This window comes from Roseateles saccharophilus, assembly GCF_031458095.1.
GTDB classification, from domain to species: Bacteria; Pseudomonadota; Gammaproteobacteria; order Burkholderiales; family Burkholderiaceae_C; genus Pelomonas; species Pelomonas saccharophila_A.
This window is the reverse complement of record NZ_JAVDXU010000001.1, coordinates 135,828-153,324: the sequence shown is the minus strand read 5'-3', so window position 1 is coordinate 153,324 and position 17,497 is coordinate 135,828. Positions and strand designations below refer to the sequence as shown.

Below are 17,497 nucleotides of genomic sequence, written 5' to 3'. Positions count from 1 at the left end.
TTGGAGACCTGTCCATGAAGAACCAAGCCCTCGTGTCCTCCGCCCTCGCCGCCGCCCTGTCCCTGGGCCTCGTCGCCCAGGCCCAGGCCGCCGACGCCGCCAAGGAGAAGTGCTACGGCATCGCCAAGGCCGGCCAGAACGACTGCGCCACCGCCAACGGCAGCCACTCCTGCGCCGGCCAGTCCAAGGCCGACAAGGACGCCAACGAATGGAAGTACGTCGCCAAGGGCACGTGCGAGAAGGAAGGCGGCAAGCTGACCGCCCCCAAGAAGTGACCGCTTGACGGCCATGACCATGGCGCCGGCCGATCCCTGCGTGGATTGCGTGGGAATTGGCTGGCGCCAGCCGCATTACGAGACCTTGCTGGCCGAGCGCCCGGCGCTCGGCTTCATCGAGGTCCATTCCGAGAATTTCTTCGCCGACGGCGGCATCGCCCTGGCCGTGCTGGAAGCCGGCCGCGCGGCCTATGAGCTCAGCTTGCACGGCGTCGGCCTGGCCCTGGGCTCGGCCGCGGGGCTGGACCATGCCCATCTGCAGCGCCTGGCCCGCCTGGTCGAACGCATGCAGCCGCGCTGGGTGTCCGACCACGCCTGCTTTGCCCGCGTGGGTTCGGGGCTGCACGCGGCCGACCTGCTGCCCATCCCCTTCACCGACGAGTCGCTGGCGCTGATGGTCAGCCATGTCCAACAGGTGCAGGAGCGCCTGGGCCGGCCCCTGTTGGTCGAGAACATCAGCGCCTATGTCGGCTGGGCCGGCGACACCCTGGCCGAGCCCGAGTTCTTCAACGAGCTGGCGCGGCGCAGCGGCTGCGGCCTGTTGCTGGACGTCAACAACCTCTTCGTCAACGCCCGCAACGACGGCCTGGCGCCCACGGCCGCGGCCCTCGAAGCCATGCGCTGGGTCGATGCCATCCGGCCTGGCCACGTTGGCGAGATCCATCTGGCCGGCCACTGTGAGCGCGAGGACGGCCTGGTCATCGACGACCACGGCAGCTGCGTGCGCGACGAAGTCTGGCGCGTCTATCAGCATGCCCTGCGGCGCCTGGGGCCGGTGCCGACGCTGATCGAATGGGATACCGATGTGCCCGATCTCGGCGTGCTGCTGGCCGAAGCCGCGCGGGCCAGGGCGGTGGCCGCATGAAGGCGGAGCAACAGGCTTTCGTCGACGCCCTGCTGGGTCGCGGCGATGCGCCCGTGACGCTGACCGGCACCGCTCGCGGCCTCACCGCCTATCGCCGCAACTTGCAGGCCCTGTCGGCCCAGGCCCTGGCCGTGCCCTTTGCGCGCCTGCGCGAAGCGCTGGGCGAGGACGAGTTCGCCTCGCTGGCCTGGACCTTCTGGCGTACGCATCCGCCCGAGAGCGGCGACTTGGGCCAGTGGGGCGGGGCGTTGGAGGCCTTTCTGGTCGAGCGCGCCGGCGAGGCCTCGGGCCTGCCCGATCTGGCGCGGCTGGATTGGGCCCTGCATCAAGCCGAGCGCGCCGCGGATGCGGACCTGGACGTCGAGTCGCTGACGCTGCTGGGCACGACGGCGCCCGAGTCCCTGGGCCTGCGGCTGCGCCCTGGCGTGGCCTTGATCACCCAGCAGGACGGGCCGGTGCTGGTCTGGCGCCGCGGCTGGCGCGGCGAATGGCAGGCGTTGTCGACGGCCGAGGCGGCTTTCTTCGCCGCCCTGCTGCGCGATGTGAATCTGGCCCAGGCCCTGGAAGCCTCGGAAGTGAAAGGTTCTGCCGCTGAAGCCGACTTTGACTTCGGCGCCTGGCTGCAGGCCGCGCTACAGAACGCCTGGCTGCTAGGGGTCAGGACGATGCCCAACCCTCACCCGACTTCGACGCCATGAAAGCTCTGATCTCCACCGCCCTGCGTGCCTTCACCGACCCGGGCCTGCAGCCGACCCGCCTGCCCGCACCGCTGGACACGCTGGTCAGCCATCTGCAGTCGCTCGCCCTGCTGGCGGCGCGGCTGTACGTGGCCAAGATCTTCTTCATGTCGGGCCTGACCAAGCTGCGCGACTGGTCGGCCACGCTGGCCCTGTTCAACGACTACTACCAGGTGCCGCTGCTGCCGCCGGCGCTGGCGGCCTATATGGGCGCTGCGGGTGAACTGGCGATCCCGGTGCTGCTGGTGCTCGGCCTGGCAGGGCGCTTCGCCGGGGCCGGGCTGTTCGTCGTCAACCTGATGGCGGCGCTGTCGCTGCCGGCCGAAGACCTGTCGCCCGCCGGCGAAGCCCAGCACATCCTGTGGGGGGTGCTGGCCCTGGTCATTGCCCTGTGGGGTTCGGGCCGCTGGTCCGTCGATGGCACGGTCTTGAAGCCGGCACCCGATCGCTCACGCTGACCCTGCCCATTGGTAAGCAGGCGCCACATTTGGAAACGACGAGGAAACCGGGTTTGTCCTAATCTGGCGGACAGTCAGTAGCTGTCCGTCCATGGAATTTTCAGAGCTGTTCACGCAAAGCGCGCGCGACGTGCTGCCGCACGCCAGAAGGAAGGGGCTGGTCGCCTACTTCGACTATCAAGGCCCGCGCCTTGAACTCCATGATCCCGGGCCTTTTCTTCGGGCCGGCGTCCATCGGATCCTGCTTGGCATCGTCGACTGCTTTGAGTCGGGTTTCGTCATGTTCCGCGCGGAAGTCGAGCCGCCCGTGTTCGGCCGCAGCAGTATCGTCATCCACGCTGCCGGCACCGGGAAGCACAGCCCGGCCGAGGTCATGGGCGTCTTGCAACGCCTGCATCTGGTGGCAGAGGATGCCGATGCCGCCCAGGGGCTGGTGGCGCGGGCCGAGGCGCCGTGCCCGGCCACGGCCGGCCTGGTCCAGTTCGTGGACGCTGGGCGGGATGGCTTGGTGATCTCGCTGAGCGGCGAGGTCGCCGCGCAGGAGGTGGCGGTCGAACACCCGCCGGACGCCGCCGGCAGCGTGGCATGGCTGGTCAGTCCCTTGCCCGGTGCACTGGACTCGGTCGAGGCGCGGCTGCGGCAGCTGGGCTGGCATGTGATGTCATTCGGATCCTTGGAAGACGCCGCTGCGGCGACGACTGCCGGACTGGCGCCGATGTTGATGATCGTCGCGGAACAGAGCGGCGAGGATCTGTCGCTGCTCGAACAGATTGCGCAGGCCCTGCCCAGCCTCTGGACCGTGCTGGCCGTGGTTTTGGGCTCCGAGACGCTGCGCATGCGTGGCCGTGGCCCGGTCGACATCCGGGTGCTGCCGCTCAGCCCGCTGGAGCTGGAGCGCTTCACGGCTCACGTTGACGAGCGAACCTCGACGGCGCTGTCGCGGCTGTCGTCGCCGACACCGCTGTATGTCCAGGAATGCCGCCGTGTGCTCGTGGTCGACGACAACGTGGTGAACCAGATCGTCGCGCGCGGTCAGCTTGAAGCGCTGGGCTATGAGGTGGTGGTCGCCGGCGACGGGATCGAGGCGCTCGACTCCTGCTGCGATGAGCCGCCCGACATGGTGCTGATGGACGTGGACATGCCGGTCATGGACGGGTTGGAGGCCAGCGAGCACCTGAGGTCCCTGCAGCGCATCGGCACGCTGCCACCGTTTCCCATCGTCGCGGCGACGGCCGGCGACAGTGACTTGCGGCGCAGCCTCTGCCTGAGCGCCGGCATGGATGGCTACCTCAGCAAGCCCATGAACCTGCAGGCATTGGCCGACGAGTTGCACCGGGTGCTGCCGGGGCGGCCGATCTCCCTGGAGATCTGAAGCCCTAGCCTCGGGACTGTTTCGGGACTATTCGCGCGGCCGGAAGGTCAGGATGATGACGGGCGGCACGCGCCCATCGTCACGCGGCAAGACCTCGGCCTTGTCGATGGCGCGAAGCACGGCCCGGTCCCATTCGGCATCGCCGCTGGCCTTGAGCACCTTGCTGCCAAGGATGCGGCCATCGGGCCCCAGCGTCACCTGGATCTCGGCCGTCGGGTTGGCCGCGCCGTCGTCGGCGTAGATGATCAGCGGCCGGATCTTGCCCTTGACCCGGCCCACCCAGCCCGCCGACGGTGCGGCGTTCTGGGCTGCGGTGCCCGTCGAATTCGGCTGGCCGCCGGCCATGCCCTGGATGCGACGCAGGAATTCCTGGCGCTGGGCCTCGCGCTTGGCGTCGGCGTCCTTGGCTTCCTTCGCCTCTTTGGCGTCCTTGGCCGCCTTGTCCTTCTTGGCGCGCTCCTGTTCTTCCTTGGCGGCCTTGTCCTTCGCGGCCTTGTCCTTGGCTTCCTTGGCGGCCTTCTCGCGCTCGAGCTGAGCCGCTTCCTCACGGGCCTTCTCTTGCTTGCGTTTCTTTTCCTTGGCGATGGCGATCTCGGCCTCGCGCTGCTGCTCGGCGGCTGCCTCTTCGGCGGCGCGCTGCTGGGCTCGGGTATCGGGCTTGGGTGCCTCGGGTTCCGGCTCCGGCGGTGCTTCCTCGCGCGGCGCGGCGACCTGGGGCACGGACGACCACAGCTCGGCCTCGAAGGCCGGCGAGGAATCGCTGTGCCAGTTCAGGCCATAGCTGAGGGCGAGGATGAGCAGACCATGGGCGACCAGGGCCAGGCTCAGGCCCCGGCCCATGCCGGCGACCTCGGGTGGACGCAGCGTGGCGCTTGTCATCTCACTTGGCAGCGGCACCGCTCTTCACGGCCAGGCCGACGCGCTGGATGCCGGCGCGCTGCAGCGTGTCCATGACCTGCACGACGGCCTCGTACTTGACGTTCTTGTCGGCCGAGATGACGACGGGGCTGGTCTCGTCGCGGCCCTGCGCCTTCTTGACGCGCTCGGCCAGGCGATTCACCGGAATGGATTCGGGCTCGAGTTGGTCGACCTTGATCTTCAGCTTCTCGTCGGTGCCGACGATGATCTGGATGACATGCTCGGGCTGCTGGCGGCTCTTGCCCACGCTGGGCAGGTCGACGAGGCCGGTCGTGATCAGCGGTGCGCTGACCATGAAGATGATGAGCAGCACCAGCATCACGTCGATGAAGGGGACCATGTTGATCTCGTTCATCGTGCGGCGCCGGCGGCCGCCACGGCTTGAGACGGCAGCCATTTAATGTTGCGTGGCGTTGCGTTGCAGGATGTTGGAGAACTCCTCGATGAAGGTCTCCAGCGTGATGGCGCTGCGGTCGATCTGGCGCGCGAAGCGGTTGTAGGCCAGCACGGCGGGGATGGCGGCGAACAGGCCGATGGCCGTGGCCACCAGGGCCTCGGCGATGCCGGGTGCCACCGTGGCCAGCGTCACCTGGGTCAGGTTGGACAGGCCGACGAAGGCGTGCATGATGCCCCAGATGGTGCCGAACAGGCCCACATAGGGCGAGACCGAGCCGACCGAGGCCAGGAAGGACAGGTTGTGCTCCATCGCGTCCAGTTCGCGCTGGAAGCTGGCGCGCATGGCGCGGCGGGCGGCGTCGAGCAGGGCGCCGGCGTCGGTCACGCGCTTCTCGCGCAGCTTCAGAAACTCGCGCATGCCGGAGGCGAAGATGCGCTCCAGCGGCGCGCCGTCGCTGCGGTTGCCGACCGACTGGTAGAGGTCATTGAGGTTCTTGCCACTCCAGAACTCGGCCTCGAAGGCGTCGTTGCGGCGCTTGATCTGGCCCAGGCCGATCAGCTTGCCGAAGATGACGCTCCAGCTCGCGAGCGACACGAGCAGCAGGCCCGCGATGACGAGCTGAACCGCAAAGCTGGCATGCAGGATCAGGGAGACGATGGAGAGGTCTTGGTTCATGCGGTGATCGCTGCGACAACAGAGTCGGGCAGGCGTTGGGGTTTCAGGTCCTCGGCGCGCACGCAGCCGATGCGGATCTCGCCTTCGCACAGCAGGGTGTCGCCGCGCATGGCGCGCTGGCGCACGACGAGGCTGGCGCGGCCGGCCGGTTGGGGTTCGACGGAGACGGTCAGCAAATCATCCAGCTTGGCCGGCGCCAGGTAGCGCAGGCTGGTGGCGGCGACAACGAAGATGATGCCGGTCTCTTCACGCAGCTGGTGCTGCTCGACACCCGCCGCGCGCAGCCACTCGGTGCGCGCACGCTCGAAGAACTTCAGGTAGTTGGCGTAGAAGACGATGCCGCCGGCATCGGTGTCTTCCCAGTAGACGCGGATGGGGAACTGGAATTCGCTCACACAAGCACCCCGCGCAGGCGAGTGACCGCTTCCTGCAGATCCTCGATGGATGAGGCGAAGGACAGGCGCATCCAGCGCTGCGGGTCGGCCAGCCCGAAGTCGCGACCGGGCGTCAGTGCGACCTGGGCGCTTTGCAGCAGTTCGTGGGCGAAGGCCCAGCTGTCGGCGTGGAAGCGGCTCACGTCCATCCACGCATAGAAGGCGCCATCGGGCGGCACGGGCACGGTCAGGCCGAGCTTGTTCAGGGCCGGCACGATGAAGTCGCGACGTTCTTTAAGCACGGCGCGGCGGCGTTCGAACTCGGTGATGGACTCGGGCTCGAAGCAGGCCAGGGCGGCCTTCTGGGCCAGCGTCGACGGGCAGATGTAGAGGTTCTGGGCGAGGCGCTCGATGGCGGGCACCAGGGCAGGGGGCAAGACCAGCCAGCCCAGGCGCCAGCCCGTCATGCCGAAGTATTTGGAGAAGCTGTTGACCGAGACGATGTCTTCGCCCAGCGCGAGTGCGCTGTGGCCGAAGTGGGCCTCGTAGCTCAGCGGCAGATAGATCTCGTCGATGACGGTGACGCCGCCGCGCTCGCGCACGAAGCCCACCATGTCGGCCAGCACTTCGGGGGCGATGGAGGTGCCGGTCGGGTTGCTCGGCGAGGCGAGCAGCACGCCGCGCGTGGCCGGCGTCCAGGCCTGGCGCACCTGGGTCGCATCGAGCTGGAAGCGCTCGGCAGCGCCGGTAGGCAGCAGCCGCGGCGTTGCGTCCGCAGCCGTCACGAAGTGGCGGTTGCAGGGGTAGCAGGGGTCGGGCATCAGCACCTCGTCGCCGCGCTCGAAGAGGGCGAGGCAGGCGAGCTGCAAGGCGGCCGAGGCGCCAGCGGTGACGGCGATGCGCGAAGGGGAAATGTCGAGGCCGAAACGCTGGCCATACCAGCGCGAGATCGTTTCGCGCAGGGCGGGCAGGCCGAGAGCGTCGGTATAGGGCGTAGGGCCCTGGGCGACACGGGTCACGGCTTCGCGCACCGCAGGTGCCGCGCCAAAGTCGGGCTCGCCGATATTGAGGCGGATCATGCGCCGACCGCCCTGAGCCGGGTCGCACAAGGGACCGGCCGCGACCTGGGCCGCGGCCTTGGCCAGCTCCATCACATAGAAGGGCTCGATGCGGTCGAGCCGCGCGGCGAGCTTCATCAGCGCTTGGCGGCCACCTCAACGGGGCGCAGATCGACGGCTGCGCGGTCGAGCACGCCATTGACGTACTTGTGGCCGTCGGTGCCGCCAAAGGACTTGGCCAGCTCGACCGCCTCGTTGATGGCGACGCGGTAGGGGATGTCGACGCAGTGCTTGAGCTCGTAGGCGCCGATCATCAGGATGGCGTGCTCGATGGGCGAGAGCTCGGTGGTCTTGCGGTCGACGTGGCGGGACAGGATGGCGTCCAGGTCGGCGGCCTCGTTGACGCAGCCACTCAGCAAGGCGTCGTAATGCTTGACGTCGAGCTTGGCATAGCCTTCCTGCTCACGGCCCAGGGCGTTGATGGCGCCGATGTCCTCGCCGGTCAGCAGCCATTGGTAGAGGCCCTGGACGGCGGCTTCGCGAGAACGGCGGCGTGCCGACTTGGCGGGGGCGCGCTTGGCACCGGGCTTTGCGGCCGTCTTGGATGCGGTCTTCTGGGGTGCGTTCACTCGATCTCTTTCAGCAGATTGGCCATCTCGACGGCGACGCGGGCCGCGTCGCGGCCCTTGGGTTCGGCGCGGGCCCAGGCCTGGGCTTCGTTCTCGACGGTCAGGATGGCATTCGCGATCGGAATGCCATGGTCCAGGCCGACACGGGTCACGGCCGAGCCGCTCTCGTTGGCCACCAGTTCGAAATGGTAGGTCTCGCCGCGGATGATGCAGCCCAGGGCGATCAGCGCGTCGTAGTCATTGCTTTCGGCCAGGGCCTGCAGGGCCAGCGGCACTTCCAGCGCCCCCGGCACGGTGATGTGGCGGATGGCCTCGGTGGGCACGCCCAGCCTGGAGAGCTCGGCCAGGCAGGCGCTGGCCAGCGACGAGGTGATGGCATCGTTGAAGCGTGCCTGCACGATGGCGATGGTCAGCGCGCTGCCGTCGAGGGCACCCTCGAAGCTGGGCAGGCCTTGTTCGGAATCTTGCATCGCGGGCCTTTCGGGGTCAGCAGTTGGGCGGGGCGGTGAAGCCGGTCACTTCGAGGCCGTAGCCCGTCATGCTGGGCATGCGGCGCGGGCTGCCGAGCAGCTTCATGCGGTGCACGCCCAGCGACTTCAGGATCTGGGCGCCGACGCCGTAGGTGCGCAGGTCCATGGCGCCCTTGACGGGCGGTGAGGCCTTTTCAGACTGGGCACGGGCCAGCACGCCAGCCGCATCTTCGCCGCAGTTCATCAGCACGGCGACGCCGCCCGGGCTGGCCTGGATGGCCGCCAGCGCGGCGGGCAGGCCCCAGGAATGGCCGCAGGAGCCGGCTTCCAGCAGGTCCATGACCGACAGCGGCTCGTGCACGCGCACCAGCACCTCGCTGTCGGCCGTCCATTCACCGTGGCTGAGCGCCAGGTGGGTGGCGCCGGTGCGGTCGGTGAAGACCTGGCAGTCGAACTCGCCCTGGGCCGTGTTGAGCTTGCGCTGCGCGACGCGCAGGATCAGGCTCTCGTTGCGGCTGCGGTATTCGATGAGGTCGGCGATGGTGCCGATCTTCAGCCCATGCTCGGCGGCAAAGATCTCCAGGTCCGGCAGGCGGGCCATGGTGCCGTCGTCCTTCATGATCTCGCAGATCACGGAGGTGGCCGACAGGCCGGCCATGCGGGCCAGGTCGCAGCCGGCCTCGGTATGGCCGGCGCGCATCAGCACGCCGCCGTCCTGGGCCTGCAGCGGGAAGATGTGGCCGGGCTGGACGAGGTCGCTGGCCTTGGCGTCAGGCGCGACGGCGGCCTGCACGGTGCGGGCGCGGTCGGCGGCCGAGATGCCGGTCGTGACGCCGGTGGCGGCCTCGATGGAGACCGTGAAGGCCGTGCCATGCTGGGTGCCGTTGCGGCGCGTCATCGGCGGCAGCTGCAGGCGTTCGCAATGCTCGCGGGGCAGGGTCAGGCAGATCAGGCCACGGCCGTACTTGGCCATGAAGTTGATGGCTTCCGGCGTGACGAGGTCGGCCGCCAGAACCAGATCGCCTTCGTTCTCGCGGTCTTCCTCGTCAACGAGGATGACCATGCGGCCGGCGGCCAGCTCGGCCACCAGCTCGGGAATGGGGGAGATGGACATAGCCGGTGATTGTAGGTGGCGACCCTAGCGGCTTGTGCCGCGTGGGGCGTTACTTTGGGCGCAGGCGCAAGCGCAGATCCTGGCCGATCTGTGCGGCCTCGATGAAGCGCCAACGCCTGGCCGCATCCAGGCCGGTCAAGTCCGCCAGATCAGCGAGCGGTCTGCCCGCGCCGATCAGCATCGGTGCTTGGTAGACCAGCAGCTCGTCCACCAGGCCGGCATCGAGGAAGGCGCCGGACAAGGTCGGACCCGCTTCGACATGCAACTCGTTGATGCCCTGGCCGCCCAGTTCGGCCATCAGCGCCGCAAGATCGTGCCGGCCGGGGCCGATGACACGGGCCTCGCCGGGCGGCTGCAGGATGCGCGCGCCGGGCGGCATGCGGCCTTGCGGGTCGAGCACGATGCGCAGCGGCTGGCGAGCCGTCGGCACCAGGCGCACATCCATGCGTGGGTCATCGGCCAGCACGGTGCCAATGCCCGTCAGCACGGCGCCAGCGCGTTTGCGCCAGGCATGGCCATCGGCGCGGGCGGCCTCGCCGGTGATCCACTGGCTGCGGCCGTCGGGCAGGGCGGTACGGCCGTCCAGCGAGATGGCCGACTTCAGCCGCACAAAGGGCCGGCCGCGCCGCATGCGCGAGAAGAAGCCGATATTGAGCTCGCTGGCCGCTTCGGCAGCGGCCGCGTCGGCCAACTCGACCTGGATGCCCGCCGCCTTCAGGCGCGCAAGTCCCTGGCCGGCAACCTGCGGATTGGGATCCTCGACGGCGGCGACGACACGCGCGATGCCGCCAGCGATCAGCGCGTCGCAGCAGGGCGGTGTGCGGCCGTGGTGGGAGCAGGGCTCCAGCGTCACAACGGCGGTTGCGCCGCGCACGTCATGGCCGCGCGCGGCCGCGTCGCGCAGGGCCATGACTTCGGCATGGGCCTGGCCGGCCGGCTGGGTGTGCCCGGCCCCGAGCTCGCGGCCGTCGGGTGCCAGGATGACGCAGCCGACACGGGGGTTGGGGTCGGTGAGGCCGATGGCCTGCTCGGCCAGGGATAGCGCTTGTCGCAGCGCCGCTGCGATGGCGGGCGAATTCATGCCCGCAGTCTAGAGCGGCCCGACGCCCGGACTAGGGGCTGGAGGGCTGCAACTGGACGGTCGAGTAGTTGGCGAACACGCCAGCGCTCGGATCGACCCCGGGTGCCGTGGGGCAGCTGACATTGCCGCGCACGACCAGGAAGTTCTGGCGCGCCAGCGAGGTGCCGACCCGGCCATAGACCGCCGGATGCTCCTCGTTCTCCAGCGCCTTCCAATCCGCCGTGAACATGCCGCCGCTGCCGTTGTAGTCGGCGCTGTAGCGGCAGACCTTGTATTCGGATGCCGTCGTGCCGATGGTGAGCCCCGTCAGTTCGAGCTTGCCCGACCAGTATCGGGTCGCGGTGTCGGGGTAGACGATGCAGTTGTAGGTGACGAAGGGCTGGGTACTCGGCGACGTGGCGGGCGCATCCTGGAAACACTCGGGCAGGTTCCCTGCGGAAGCCACCGTGGGCGGTGTGGCCGTGAAGCTGTCCAGCACCATGGCGCCGCCGCTGATCTGGGGCTGCTGCGTCGCCGGGTCAAGGTGGGGAAGCGAGTAGCTGCCGGTGACGAGGGTTGGATTCGTCATCGGGATGGCGAAGGCCTCGGGCTGGCTGGGATTGGCCGGGTTGGTGTTGGAGAAGCGGATCACGCCGCTGAGCAAATAGCCGATCGTGTTGTTCTTGCAGCTTTCGACGTCGGCTGCGGTGATCGTCGACAGCGACACGCCGGGCGTGATGTTGCAAAGGCCCGTGATGACGCCGGTGAAATTGTTGAAGACCCAGAGCCGGGTTGCGGTGCTGCTGGGAATGAAGGCGCTGGTCTTGCCGTCCAGTTGCTTGGCGCCTGCCGGGATGGCGGGGCTGCGGGCCGACGGCAGGGTGACGGGACCTGCAGGCGGCGCGAAGCCGATGGCGGCGCTGAACAAGGGGTCGACCTTCGCGATGACCGAATCCAGGTTGATGAACTGTGTATCGCCGGCGCGGTCCCTCCAGCCCACGTTCACGCGGACCACGAGGCCTTCAGCGTTGGCAAGCGCCGAGACCGTGCGCGACACCGTGTAGGTGGTGTTGGAGTCCACTGGCGTCTCGCTGCGGGTGCCGCCATTGATTCCGTCATAGACCTTGGATGCTGTTGGCGTCGTCGCTGATCGGGTCAACTCAGCGAAGGTCTTCGCTTCGGCGATATCGGCGCGCGCAATCCGCATGGCCTCGCTGCGCTGCTTGGCCAGGTCGCTGCCGCGGCGCAGATTGCTCATCAGGCCGACGAGAGCCAGCATGCCGAATGACATCACCAGCAAGGCGACGAGGGCTTCGATCAGCGTGACACCGCGTTGGCGCCGAGAAGCCGACGGGCTGCGGTCAGGATGCGATGGCGTCATGATGCGCATGTTCAAAACGTGTTGCCGTCAATCCAGCCGCCGGAGATCCGGGCATAGCTACCCAGGCGATTGCGCAGTTCGCTGGCAACGGACTGCTGATAGACGATGTCCATGCGCCCTGTCGTGTTCATGTTGCCCTGCACGACCACCATGCCATTGACCTGAGAGAGGCCGGCCGCGTTGTTGGTCCAGTCCAGTTGACCGAGCACCACCAGCATGCCGTTCAACTGCATGGGCCCGTTGATCGTGACGGCGCCATTCACGATGATGAGCATGGGCGCCATGACAGTGCCAATGACGACGTTGGAACTGATGGCCATGGGGCCTTCGACCCACACGATGCGCTTGCCGGCGGCATAGGCGTTCACCAGTTCCGTCTCGCAGCCCGCGCCCCCGGCGCAGGTCACGGTGCGTGCCGCCGGATGATCCTTGTAGCGACTCGGCACCATGCCCATGAAGGTCCGGAAGAACTTCTTGTCGCCAGCGGCGCCGGCGGCGACAAGATCCTGCAGTGCAGAATCGTTGAAGAGCTGGGCCTGGCTGAGCGGCGTGCCCGGCACGCTGTCCATGCGGGTGTCATCCAGCGGCGCGATCGCGCCGCCGGAAACCACCAACACGCCGCCCGACTTGGGATCGTTGTTGTGCAGGCCCAGGCCGCCGGCGCCTGTGGTTGTCAGCGTGCCTTTGACCGTCAGCGGCGCAGCTGGCGACGACGGCACCGCCGCAATGAAGCCGACCGATGCCTTTTGCTCGGACATGGCCACCGCCTGGGCACTGCGTGTCTGTACGCCTCCCGTGACGCAGGTGTCGACGCTGCTGTCCGAGCACCCTTTGGCGGCCAGCTGGAAATTTCCATAGCGCGTGGCGCTGGGTGTCGCCGGATCGGTGCCCAGGGCGATGCCGACGCTCGGAATCAGGGTGCCCGTCGATGCCGTGCTGGGCTGGGTCACCCGCCCACCGGATGCCGGGCAACGGCAGACCAGGCCAGTCGAGGTCCGCGCGCAGTCGGCAACGATGTCGGTGGTCGACGACAACTTGCTGTTGGTGGCGCGATCCACGGCCGAGACGTTCAGGTATTTGTCGACGAAGCGCGTCCCACCCGTGCTGACTGCCGCACAACTGTCATCGATGGCCGTGCCGTTCAACATCGCCACGGTCCACTCGATGCCGCCTTCCGCCATCTCCTGAGCCATGCTGGCCCGGTAATAGCTGCCGGAGATGCGCTGCTCGAACATCAGGCTGCGGTTGGCATAGGCCGCGAGCAGGGCCATGACAAGGAAAAGCACCATGACCACGACGAGCGTGGCGGCGCCGTCTTGCCGGCTCTTGGGAGAGGTGCGAAGAGTAGGCTTCATGTCGGGCAGGCCCCGCTGATTTCGTCTGCACGCAGCTTTTCACCGACGGTCAGAGTCCGCCGGACATTGCTGTCGGCCCTGGCAACGGCCGTGATCGTGAACACGACCCGCCTGACGTCCAGGGTGGGGCAAGTGCCGCCTGCGCAACTGATGGTGGGATCGCAAAGATCGGCCAGCGAGATCTGCTGCTTCACGACATTCGAAGTGAAGTTCTCGATCTTGACGACGTCAGGATCGGTGATGGGCTGCCAGTTGGGATCGGTGCCGTTGGCCTTCATCCCCAATTGGATATAGAGCTTCTGTTCCGCTTGGTCCCAACGAATACCGAACTTTTCGTCGTTCGCCACCGTGTTCGTCAAGTTCTCTTTCTTGGCATACCGGTAGTAGAACTCGTTACCCGCTTGATTGCTGGAAGCTGCGAAATAAGGACTCGCAACTGCCGCCTTGGCCGCGGTGGCGCCACCGTCGCGCTCGGGTTCCCACACGCCATTTTCCGGTGAACCGCCACGATATCCGGCCCGCTTCAGATCTTGCTGGATCAAATCGGCAGCGATGCGCAAATCCTGCTGCATCTGCACTTCCAGCATCAGCCGGCGGTGCTCGTTGATCTGCCGGGTCGCGACCATGGCTGCGCCGGCTGTCACGATCAAACCGACCGTAATACCCACCATCAACTCGACAAGACCCAAGCCTCTCTGGGTTTTGCTGAGACCGGCACGACTATTTTCTAACTGCATGAACTCTGTCCATCACGGCGAAAGAGGGGTGCAAGCGCCATACCCGGTGATTGCGTTAGCCGACGAAGGGCTGCAGATCTTGACGCGGCCGATGGTGTTGACTTCGACGCGCAAGTTGTAGCCCTTCTTCAAACCCGTCACATTCACTCGGAAATCTTCCATCTTGATGATCGATTGTTCCCGGCTGAACTTGAGGTAGTAGCGATTTGCCAGACTTCCCCAGGTCGCTGCAGCCTCGAATTTCACATAGGTCTTGGGCAGCTGAAAAAGACGCAGCGCCACTGCGCCCGAGTTCTGGCATACCGTGCTCGGGGTGCGGTTGCACTGGCATCGGTTGTAACCTACCGCCGGCGCCACAACCGCACAGCTCATGGCTGAATCAGGCTGAAAATTCACATCCAATTCGGAATTGGTGGCATTGGTTTCTGCCTTGGCGTAATTCAATATGCCGGCCACTTCTTCTGCGGCAGCGATAACGCGGCGCCTTTCCAACAAATCCGACATCGAAGGGACTGCCACTGCCACGATGACGCCGAGAATGGCCACCCCAACCAGAATTTCAATCAGCGTCAGCCCCGCTACCCGGACCTTGAGGGTATGAAAACGTCTTTTCATGGCTATCGAGGCCAGCATTGCGCCGTGGTGTCGCTGTCGGTCCCGCTGTTGGTCGGATCGCCGGTCGCCGAATAGTCGGGCGTCGCACCCTGCAGCGTCACGACCAGGGTCTTGCAAGTCACGTCGGAAGCCTGCTTGCCGCCAGCGACGGGAGCGGCCGTCGCGATATAGCCGGAGGCAAAGCTGGCCGGCGTGCCAATTCCCGCTAGGGTGATGCTGTAAAGGGGCGCGATCGTCGAGACGTTGACATTCAGGGCAGTCAGCGTCGAGGCATAGGCGGAGTTGTTGCCGCGATAGCGTTCCTGCGCCTGCATGACGGCCGTCAACGCGTTGATGGCGTCCGCACGGCGGCCGCGTTGCACATGCGACGTGTAGACGGGGTAAGCGATCGCGGCCAGGATGCCGGCCACCACGAGCGCGACCATCAGCTCGATCAGGGAGAAGCCTAGGTGTCTCGGGTGTGAACAGGTGCGCATGGACCGATTTTCGGCAGTCGTTCACAGTGACCAGCTGTTACAAATGCCGCTTGTCCGCCGAGTTGCGCCGCTGGTCGGCATCCACCACGAATGAGGGGCGCTCAGGCGCACCGGGGCATGCCACCGACCTTTTGGGTGCCCACATAGCAGCTGCGCACGCGCCCGGTGATGGCGACGACCTGGCGGATGGTCTGGCCGCCGCTCAGGCCGAGATCGATGCTGCCCGTCTGGGTGACCAGGCCCTGGCGGTGCTGGAATTGCAGGGTCTCGGCATTGCTGCTGAGGCGCAGGGACTGGCCCGTCGGCAGCCATTCGGCCTTGATGATCTGGCTGCCGGCTCGCAGGCAGACGGGCCGACCACCCGCGCAATCGCAGTCATCCCTGCGGCCGATGTACATCACATAGCAGGCATTGGCGCCCCGGCCGCTGATGCGGAAGTAGACCGAATCCCCCAGGCGGGCCGCCTCGCTGCGCGCCAAGCGCAGGTCGCTGGCCAGGGCTTCCGCGCTGACACGCAGCTTTTGCTCCTGACGCAGCTTGCCCATGGCGGGCACGGCCTGGCCGACCAGGGCGGCGCAGATGCCGACGCTGGTGCAGAGTTCGACAAGGGTGAACCCACGGCTTTGGCGGCGGGTGTTGGCGATGCGGTTCATGGCGGCTCCCTGGGTTCGTTGCTGATGGAACGAACTCTAGAAAGCGCCGACCGTGACGTCTTTCCTCCTTTGGGCGGAGCGATGGGGGAGGGTGGAGGGCGTCTCCCCCTCATCTCCCCCTGCCGGGGGATAGGGTCAACCCGAGGGGGTCAGATCTCGCGGATCAGCTGGCGGAACTCGTCAACGTCCTCGAAACTGCGATAGACGGATGCAAAGCGCACGTAAGCGACCTTGTCGATGCGCTTGAGCTCACGCATGACCAGCTCGCCCAGGCGGGTGGACGCGATCTCGCGGGCGCCGCTGGCGAGCAGCTTTTCCTCGATGCGGTTGATGGCTGCATCGATCTGCTCGACGCTGACCGGTCGCTTGCGCAGGGCCAGCTGCATCGAGGCGCGCAGCTTGGAGGCGTCGAAGTCGGCGCGTCGCCCGTCCTTCTTGACGACCGAGGGCAGGGCGATGTCCGGCCGCTCATAGGTCGTGAAGCGCTTGTCGCAGGACAGGCAGCGGCGCCGGCGCCGGACGACGTCGCCCTCGTCCGATTCCCGGGTCTCGGCGACCTGGGTTTCGGTGTGAGAGCAGAACGGGCAGCGCATGGGATCGGCCTAGCCGCGGTAGACGGGGAAGGCGGCCGTCAGCTTGGCGACCTTCTCGCGCACGGCGGCCAGGTTGGCCTCGTCATGCGGCTTGTCCAGCACGTCGGCGATCAGGTGGGCCGTCTGGCGAACCTGCTCCTCCTTGAAGCCGCGCGTCGTCATGGCCGGCGTGCCCAGGCGGATGCCGCTGGTGACCATGGGCTTCTGCGGGTCGTTGGGGATGCCGTTCTTGTTGCAGGTCATGTGGGCGGCGCCCAGGATGGCCTCGGCTTCCTTGCCGGTCAGGCCCTTGGGGCGCAGGTCCACCAGCATGACGTGGCTCTCGGTGCCGCCGGAGACGATGCGCAGGCCGCGCTCGATCAGCGTGTCGGCCAGCACCTTGGCGTTCTTGACGACCTGCTCCTGGTAGGTCTTGAACTCGGGCGTCAGCGCTTCCTTGAAGGCCACGGCCTTGCCGGCGATGACGTGCATCAGCGGGCCGCCCTGGATGCCGGGGAAGATCGCCGAGTTGATCTTCTTGGCGATGTCTTCCTTGTTCGTCAGGATGATGCCGCCGCGCGGGCCGCGCAGGCTCTTGTGCGTGGTGGACGTGACGACGTCGGCGTGGGGCAGGGGATTGGGGTAGACGCCTGCGGCGATCAGGCCGGCGTAATGGGCCATGTCGACCATGAAGTAGGCGCCGATCTCCTTGGCGATCTTGCCGAAGCGCTCGAAGTCGATGCGCAGCGAGTAGGCGGAGGCGCCGGCGATGATGAGCTTGGGCTTCTTCTCGCGGGCCAGGGCTTCCATGGCGTCGTAGTCGATCTCTTCCTTGGCGTTCAGGCCGTAGGAGATGACGTTGAACCACTTGCCGCTCATGTTCAGGGCCATGCCGTGGGTCAGGTGGCCGCCTTCGGCCAGGCTCATGCCCATGATGGTGTCGCCGGGCTGCAGCAGCGCGAAGAAGGCGCCCTGGTTGGCCTGCGAGCCGGAGTTGGGCTGCACGTTGGCGTACTCGGCGCCGAAAAGCTGCTTCAGGCGGTCGATGGCGAGCTGCTCGACCACGTCGACGTACTCGCAGCCGCCGTAATAGCGCTTGCCGGGGTAGCCCTCGGCGTACTTGTTGGTCAGCTGGCTGCCCTGGGCCTGCATGACGGCCGGCGAGGTGTAGTTCTCGCTGGCGATCAGCTCGATGTGGTCTTCCTGGCGGCGGTTCTCGTTCTGGACGGCGGTCCAGAGCTCGGGGTCGACCAGGGCGAGGGTGGAGGTGTTGCGGTCAAACATGCTGGTGTTCCGAAGGTCAGGC

22 protein-coding genes are annotated in these 17,497 nt (G+C 67.0%); 5 read left to right on the top strand and 17 right to left on the bottom strand.

The annotated features are described in order from the left end of the window. Positions 1–14 precede the first annotated feature (14 nt). The 5 genes from J2X20_RS00595 to J2X20_RS00575 all read left to right on the top strand — a co-directional run bounded on the left by J2X20_RS00595 (position 15) and on the right by J2X20_RS00575 (position 3,707). On the top strand, positions 15–275 hold the full coding sequence (locus J2X20_RS00595; RefSeq protein WP_310259315.1) for a BufA1 family periplasmic bufferin-type metallophore: 261 nt from the start codon (positions 15–17) through the stop codon (positions 273–275). A gap of 13 nt (positions 276–288) precedes the next feature. After that, entirely contained in the window at positions 289–1,140 is an 852-nt protein-coding gene (gene bufB, locus J2X20_RS00590) for an MNIO family bufferin maturase (RefSeq protein ID WP_310265051.1), read from the top strand. Beyond that, positions 1,137–1,838: an HvfC/BufC N-terminal domain-containing protein gene (locus tag J2X20_RS00585; RefSeq protein ID WP_310259312.1), complete on the top strand. Its 702-nt coding sequence runs from the start codon at positions 1,137–1,139 to the stop codon at positions 1,836–1,838. The genes bufB and J2X20_RS00585 overlap by 4 nt, the downstream gene beginning before the upstream one ends. Next, positions 1,835–2,335 carry a DoxX family protein gene (locus tag J2X20_RS00580; protein ID WP_310259309.1) on the top strand — a complete coding sequence of 167 codons (501 nt, stop codon included), beginning with the start codon at positions 1,835–1,837 and terminating at the stop codon, positions 2,333–2,335. Before J2X20_RS00585 ends, J2X20_RS00580 begins: the two co-directional genes overlap by 4 nt. A 91-nt stretch (positions 2,336–2,426) precedes the next feature. Then, positions 2,427–3,707, top strand: coding sequence for a response regulator (locus tag J2X20_RS00575; RefSeq protein WP_310259306.1), 1,281 nt, complete (start codon positions 2,427–2,429; stop codon positions 3,705–3,707). 27 nt (positions 3,708–3,734) lie between these two features. Here J2X20_RS00575 and tolA read toward each other — a convergent pair whose 3' ends face one another. The 17 genes from tolA to glyA all read right to left on the bottom strand — a co-directional run bounded on the left by tolA (position 3,735) and on the right by glyA (position 17,475). Further along, positions 3,735–4,586, bottom strand: a complete 852-nt coding sequence (gene tolA / locus J2X20_RS00570; protein WP_310259302.1) for a cell envelope integrity protein TolA — start codon at positions 4,584–4,586, stop codon at positions 3,735–3,737. A gap of 1 nt (position 4,587) precedes the next feature. Further along, positions 4,588–5,022, bottom strand: a complete 435-nt coding sequence (tolR, locus tag J2X20_RS00565) for a protein TolR (protein ID WP_310259297.1) — start codon at positions 5,020–5,022, stop codon at positions 4,588–4,590. Further along, positions 5,023–5,697, bottom strand: coding sequence for a protein TolQ (gene tolQ / locus J2X20_RS00560; protein ID WP_310259295.1), 675 nt, complete (start codon positions 5,695–5,697; stop codon positions 5,023–5,025). Further along, a complete protein-coding gene (gene ybgC / locus J2X20_RS00555; protein ID WP_310259292.1) occupies positions 5,694–6,092 on the bottom strand; it encodes a tol-pal system-associated acyl-CoA thioesterase in 399 nt (132 codons plus the stop codon). Before ybgC ends, tolQ begins: the two co-directional genes overlap by 4 nt. Then, a complete protein-coding gene (locus J2X20_RS00550) occupies positions 6,089–7,267 on the bottom strand; it encodes a pyridoxal phosphate-dependent aminotransferase (protein ID WP_310259287.1) in 1,179 nt (392 codons plus the stop codon). Before J2X20_RS00550 ends, ybgC begins: the two co-directional genes overlap by 4 nt. Continuing rightward, positions 7,267–7,758, bottom strand: a complete 492-nt coding sequence (gene nusB / locus J2X20_RS00545) for a transcription antitermination factor NusB (RefSeq protein ID WP_310259284.1) — start codon at positions 7,756–7,758, stop codon at positions 7,267–7,269. Before nusB ends, J2X20_RS00550 begins: the two co-directional genes overlap by 1 nt. Then, the gene (ribH, locus tag J2X20_RS00540) at positions 7,755–8,228 is read right to left on the bottom strand and encodes a 6,7-dimethyl-8-ribityllumazine synthase (protein WP_310259279.1); all 474 of its coding nucleotides are present in this window, start codon (positions 8,226–8,228) and stop codon (positions 7,755–7,757) included. Before ribH ends, nusB begins: the two co-directional genes overlap by 4 nt. 16 nt (positions 8,229–8,244) lie before the next feature. Next, positions 8,245–9,342, bottom strand: coding sequence for a bifunctional 3,4-dihydroxy-2-butanone-4-phosphate synthase/GTP cyclohydrolase II (gene ribBA, locus J2X20_RS00535; protein WP_310259277.1), 1,098 nt, complete (start codon positions 9,340–9,342; stop codon positions 8,245–8,247). A 49-nt stretch (positions 9,343–9,391) separates the two neighbouring features. After that, entirely contained in the window at positions 9,392–10,423 is a 1,032-nt protein-coding gene (gene ribD / locus J2X20_RS00530) for a bifunctional diaminohydroxyphosphoribosylaminopyrimidine deaminase/5-amino-6-(5-phosphoribosylamino)uracil reductase RibD (RefSeq protein ID WP_310259274.1), read from the bottom strand. A gap of 31 nt (positions 10,424–10,454) precedes the next feature. Continuing rightward, positions 10,455–11,783: a prepilin-type N-terminal cleavage/methylation domain-containing protein gene (locus J2X20_RS00525; RefSeq protein WP_310259271.1), complete on the bottom strand. Its 1,329-nt coding sequence runs from the start codon at positions 11,781–11,783 to the stop codon at positions 10,455–10,457. 11 nt (positions 11,784–11,794) lie between these two features. Then, on the bottom strand, positions 11,795–13,138 hold the full coding sequence (locus J2X20_RS00520) for a PilX N-terminal domain-containing pilus assembly protein (protein ID WP_310259267.1): 1,344 nt from the start codon (positions 13,136–13,138) through the stop codon (positions 11,795–11,797). Beyond that, positions 13,135–13,875 carry a PilW family protein gene (locus J2X20_RS00515; RefSeq protein WP_310259265.1) on the bottom strand — a complete coding sequence of 247 codons (741 nt, stop codon included), beginning with the start codon at positions 13,873–13,875 and terminating at the stop codon, positions 13,135–13,137. The genes J2X20_RS00520 and J2X20_RS00515 overlap by 4 nt, the downstream gene beginning before the upstream one ends. A 12-nt stretch (positions 13,876–13,887) precedes the next feature. Further along, entirely contained in the window at positions 13,888–14,490 is a 603-nt protein-coding gene (locus J2X20_RS00510; protein ID WP_310259262.1) for a pilus assembly FimT family protein, read from the bottom strand. Between the two features lie 2 nt (positions 14,491–14,492). Further along, positions 14,493–14,966, bottom strand: coding sequence for a type IV pilin protein (locus tag J2X20_RS00505; protein ID WP_310259260.1), 474 nt, complete (start codon positions 14,964–14,966; stop codon positions 14,493–14,495). A 101-nt stretch (positions 14,967–15,067) separates the two neighbouring features. Beyond that, entirely contained in the window at positions 15,068–15,619 is a 552-nt protein-coding gene (locus J2X20_RS00500) for a GspH/FimT family pseudopilin (protein ID WP_310259258.1), read from the bottom strand. A 149-nt stretch (positions 15,620–15,768) separates the two neighbouring features. Further along, positions 15,769–16,212 carry a transcriptional regulator NrdR gene (nrdR, locus tag J2X20_RS00495; protein WP_119046304.1) on the bottom strand — a complete coding sequence of 148 codons (444 nt, stop codon included), beginning with the start codon at positions 16,210–16,212 and terminating at the stop codon, positions 15,769–15,771. 9 nt (positions 16,213–16,221) lie between these two features. After that, positions 16,222–17,475 carry a serine hydroxymethyltransferase gene (glyA, locus tag J2X20_RS00490; protein ID WP_310259252.1) on the bottom strand — a complete coding sequence of 418 codons (1,254 nt, stop codon included), beginning with the start codon at positions 17,473–17,475 and terminating at the stop codon, positions 16,222–16,224. Positions 17,476–17,497: the final 22 nt, after the last annotated feature.

Bases quoted from the DNA above. Each gene is read 5' to 3' on its own strand.
- glyA (WP_310259252.1), bottom strand. From the start codon at position 17,475: ATGTTTGACCGCAACACCTCCACCCTCGCCCTGGTCGACCCCGAGCTC.
- tolR (WP_310259297.1), bottom strand. From the start codon at position 5,022: ATGGCTGCCGTCTCAAGCCGTGGCGGCCGCCGGCGCCGCACGATGAAC.
- J2X20_RS00575 (WP_310259306.1), top strand. From the start codon at position 2,427: ATGGAATTTTCAGAGCTGTTCACGCAAAGCGCGCGCGACGTGCTGCCG.
- J2X20_RS00525 (WP_310259271.1), bottom strand. From the start codon at position 11,783: ATGACGCCATCGCATCCTGACCGCAGCCCGTCGGCTTCTCGGCGCCAA.
- J2X20_RS00585 (WP_310259312.1), top strand. From the start codon at position 1,137: ATGAAGGCGGAGCAACAGGCTTTCGTCGACGCCCTGCTGGGTCGCGGC.
- J2X20_RS00520 (WP_310259267.1), bottom strand. From the start codon at position 13,138: ATGAAGCCTACTCTTCGCACCTCTCCCAAGAGCCGGCAAGACGGCGCC.
- tolQ (WP_310259295.1), bottom strand. From the start codon at position 5,697: ATGAACCAAGACCTCTCCATCGTCTCCCTGATCCTGCATGCCAGCTTT.
- ribD (WP_310259274.1), bottom strand. From the start codon at position 10,423: ATGAATTCGCCCGCCATCGCAGCGGCGCTGCGACAAGCGCTATCCCTG.
- J2X20_RS00550 (WP_310259287.1), bottom strand. From the start codon at position 7,267: ATGAAGCTCGCCGCGCGGCTCGACCGCATCGAGCCCTTCTATGTGATG.
- J2X20_RS00595 (WP_310259315.1), top strand. From the start codon at position 15: ATGAAGAACCAAGCCCTCGTGTCCTCCGCCCTCGCCGCCGCCCTGTCC.
- tolA (WP_310259302.1), bottom strand. From the start codon at position 4,586: ATGACAAGCGCCACGCTGCGTCCACCCGAGGTCGCCGGCATGGGCCGG.
- J2X20_RS00515 (WP_310259265.1), bottom strand. From the start codon at position 13,875: ATGCAGTTAGAAAATAGTCGTGCCGGTCTCAGCAAAACCCAGAGAGGC.
- ribH (WP_310259279.1), bottom strand. From the start codon at position 8,228: ATGCAAGATTCCGAACAAGGCCTGCCCAGCTTCGAGGGTGCCCTCGAC.
- J2X20_RS00500 (WP_310259258.1), bottom strand. From the start codon at position 15,619: ATGAACCGCATCGCCAACACCCGCCGCCAAAGCCGTGGGTTCACCCTT.
- nrdR (WP_119046304.1), bottom strand. From the start codon at position 16,212: ATGCGCTGCCCGTTCTGCTCTCACACCGAAACCCAGGTCGCCGAGACC.
- bufB (WP_310265051.1), top strand. From the start codon at position 289: ATGACCATGGCGCCGGCCGATCCCTGCGTGGATTGCGTGGGAATTGGC.
- J2X20_RS00510 (WP_310259262.1), bottom strand. From the start codon at position 14,490: ATGAAAAGACGTTTTCATACCCTCAAGGTCCGGGTAGCGGGGCTGACG.
- J2X20_RS00505 (WP_310259260.1), bottom strand. From the start codon at position 14,966: ATGCGCACCTGTTCACACCCGAGACACCTAGGCTTCTCCCTGATCGAG.
- ribBA (WP_310259277.1), bottom strand. From the start codon at position 9,342: ATGTCCATCTCCCCCATTCCCGAGCTGGTGGCCGAGCTGGCCGCCGGC.
- J2X20_RS00580 (WP_310259309.1), top strand. From the start codon at position 1,835: ATGAAAGCTCTGATCTCCACCGCCCTGCGTGCCTTCACCGACCCGGGC.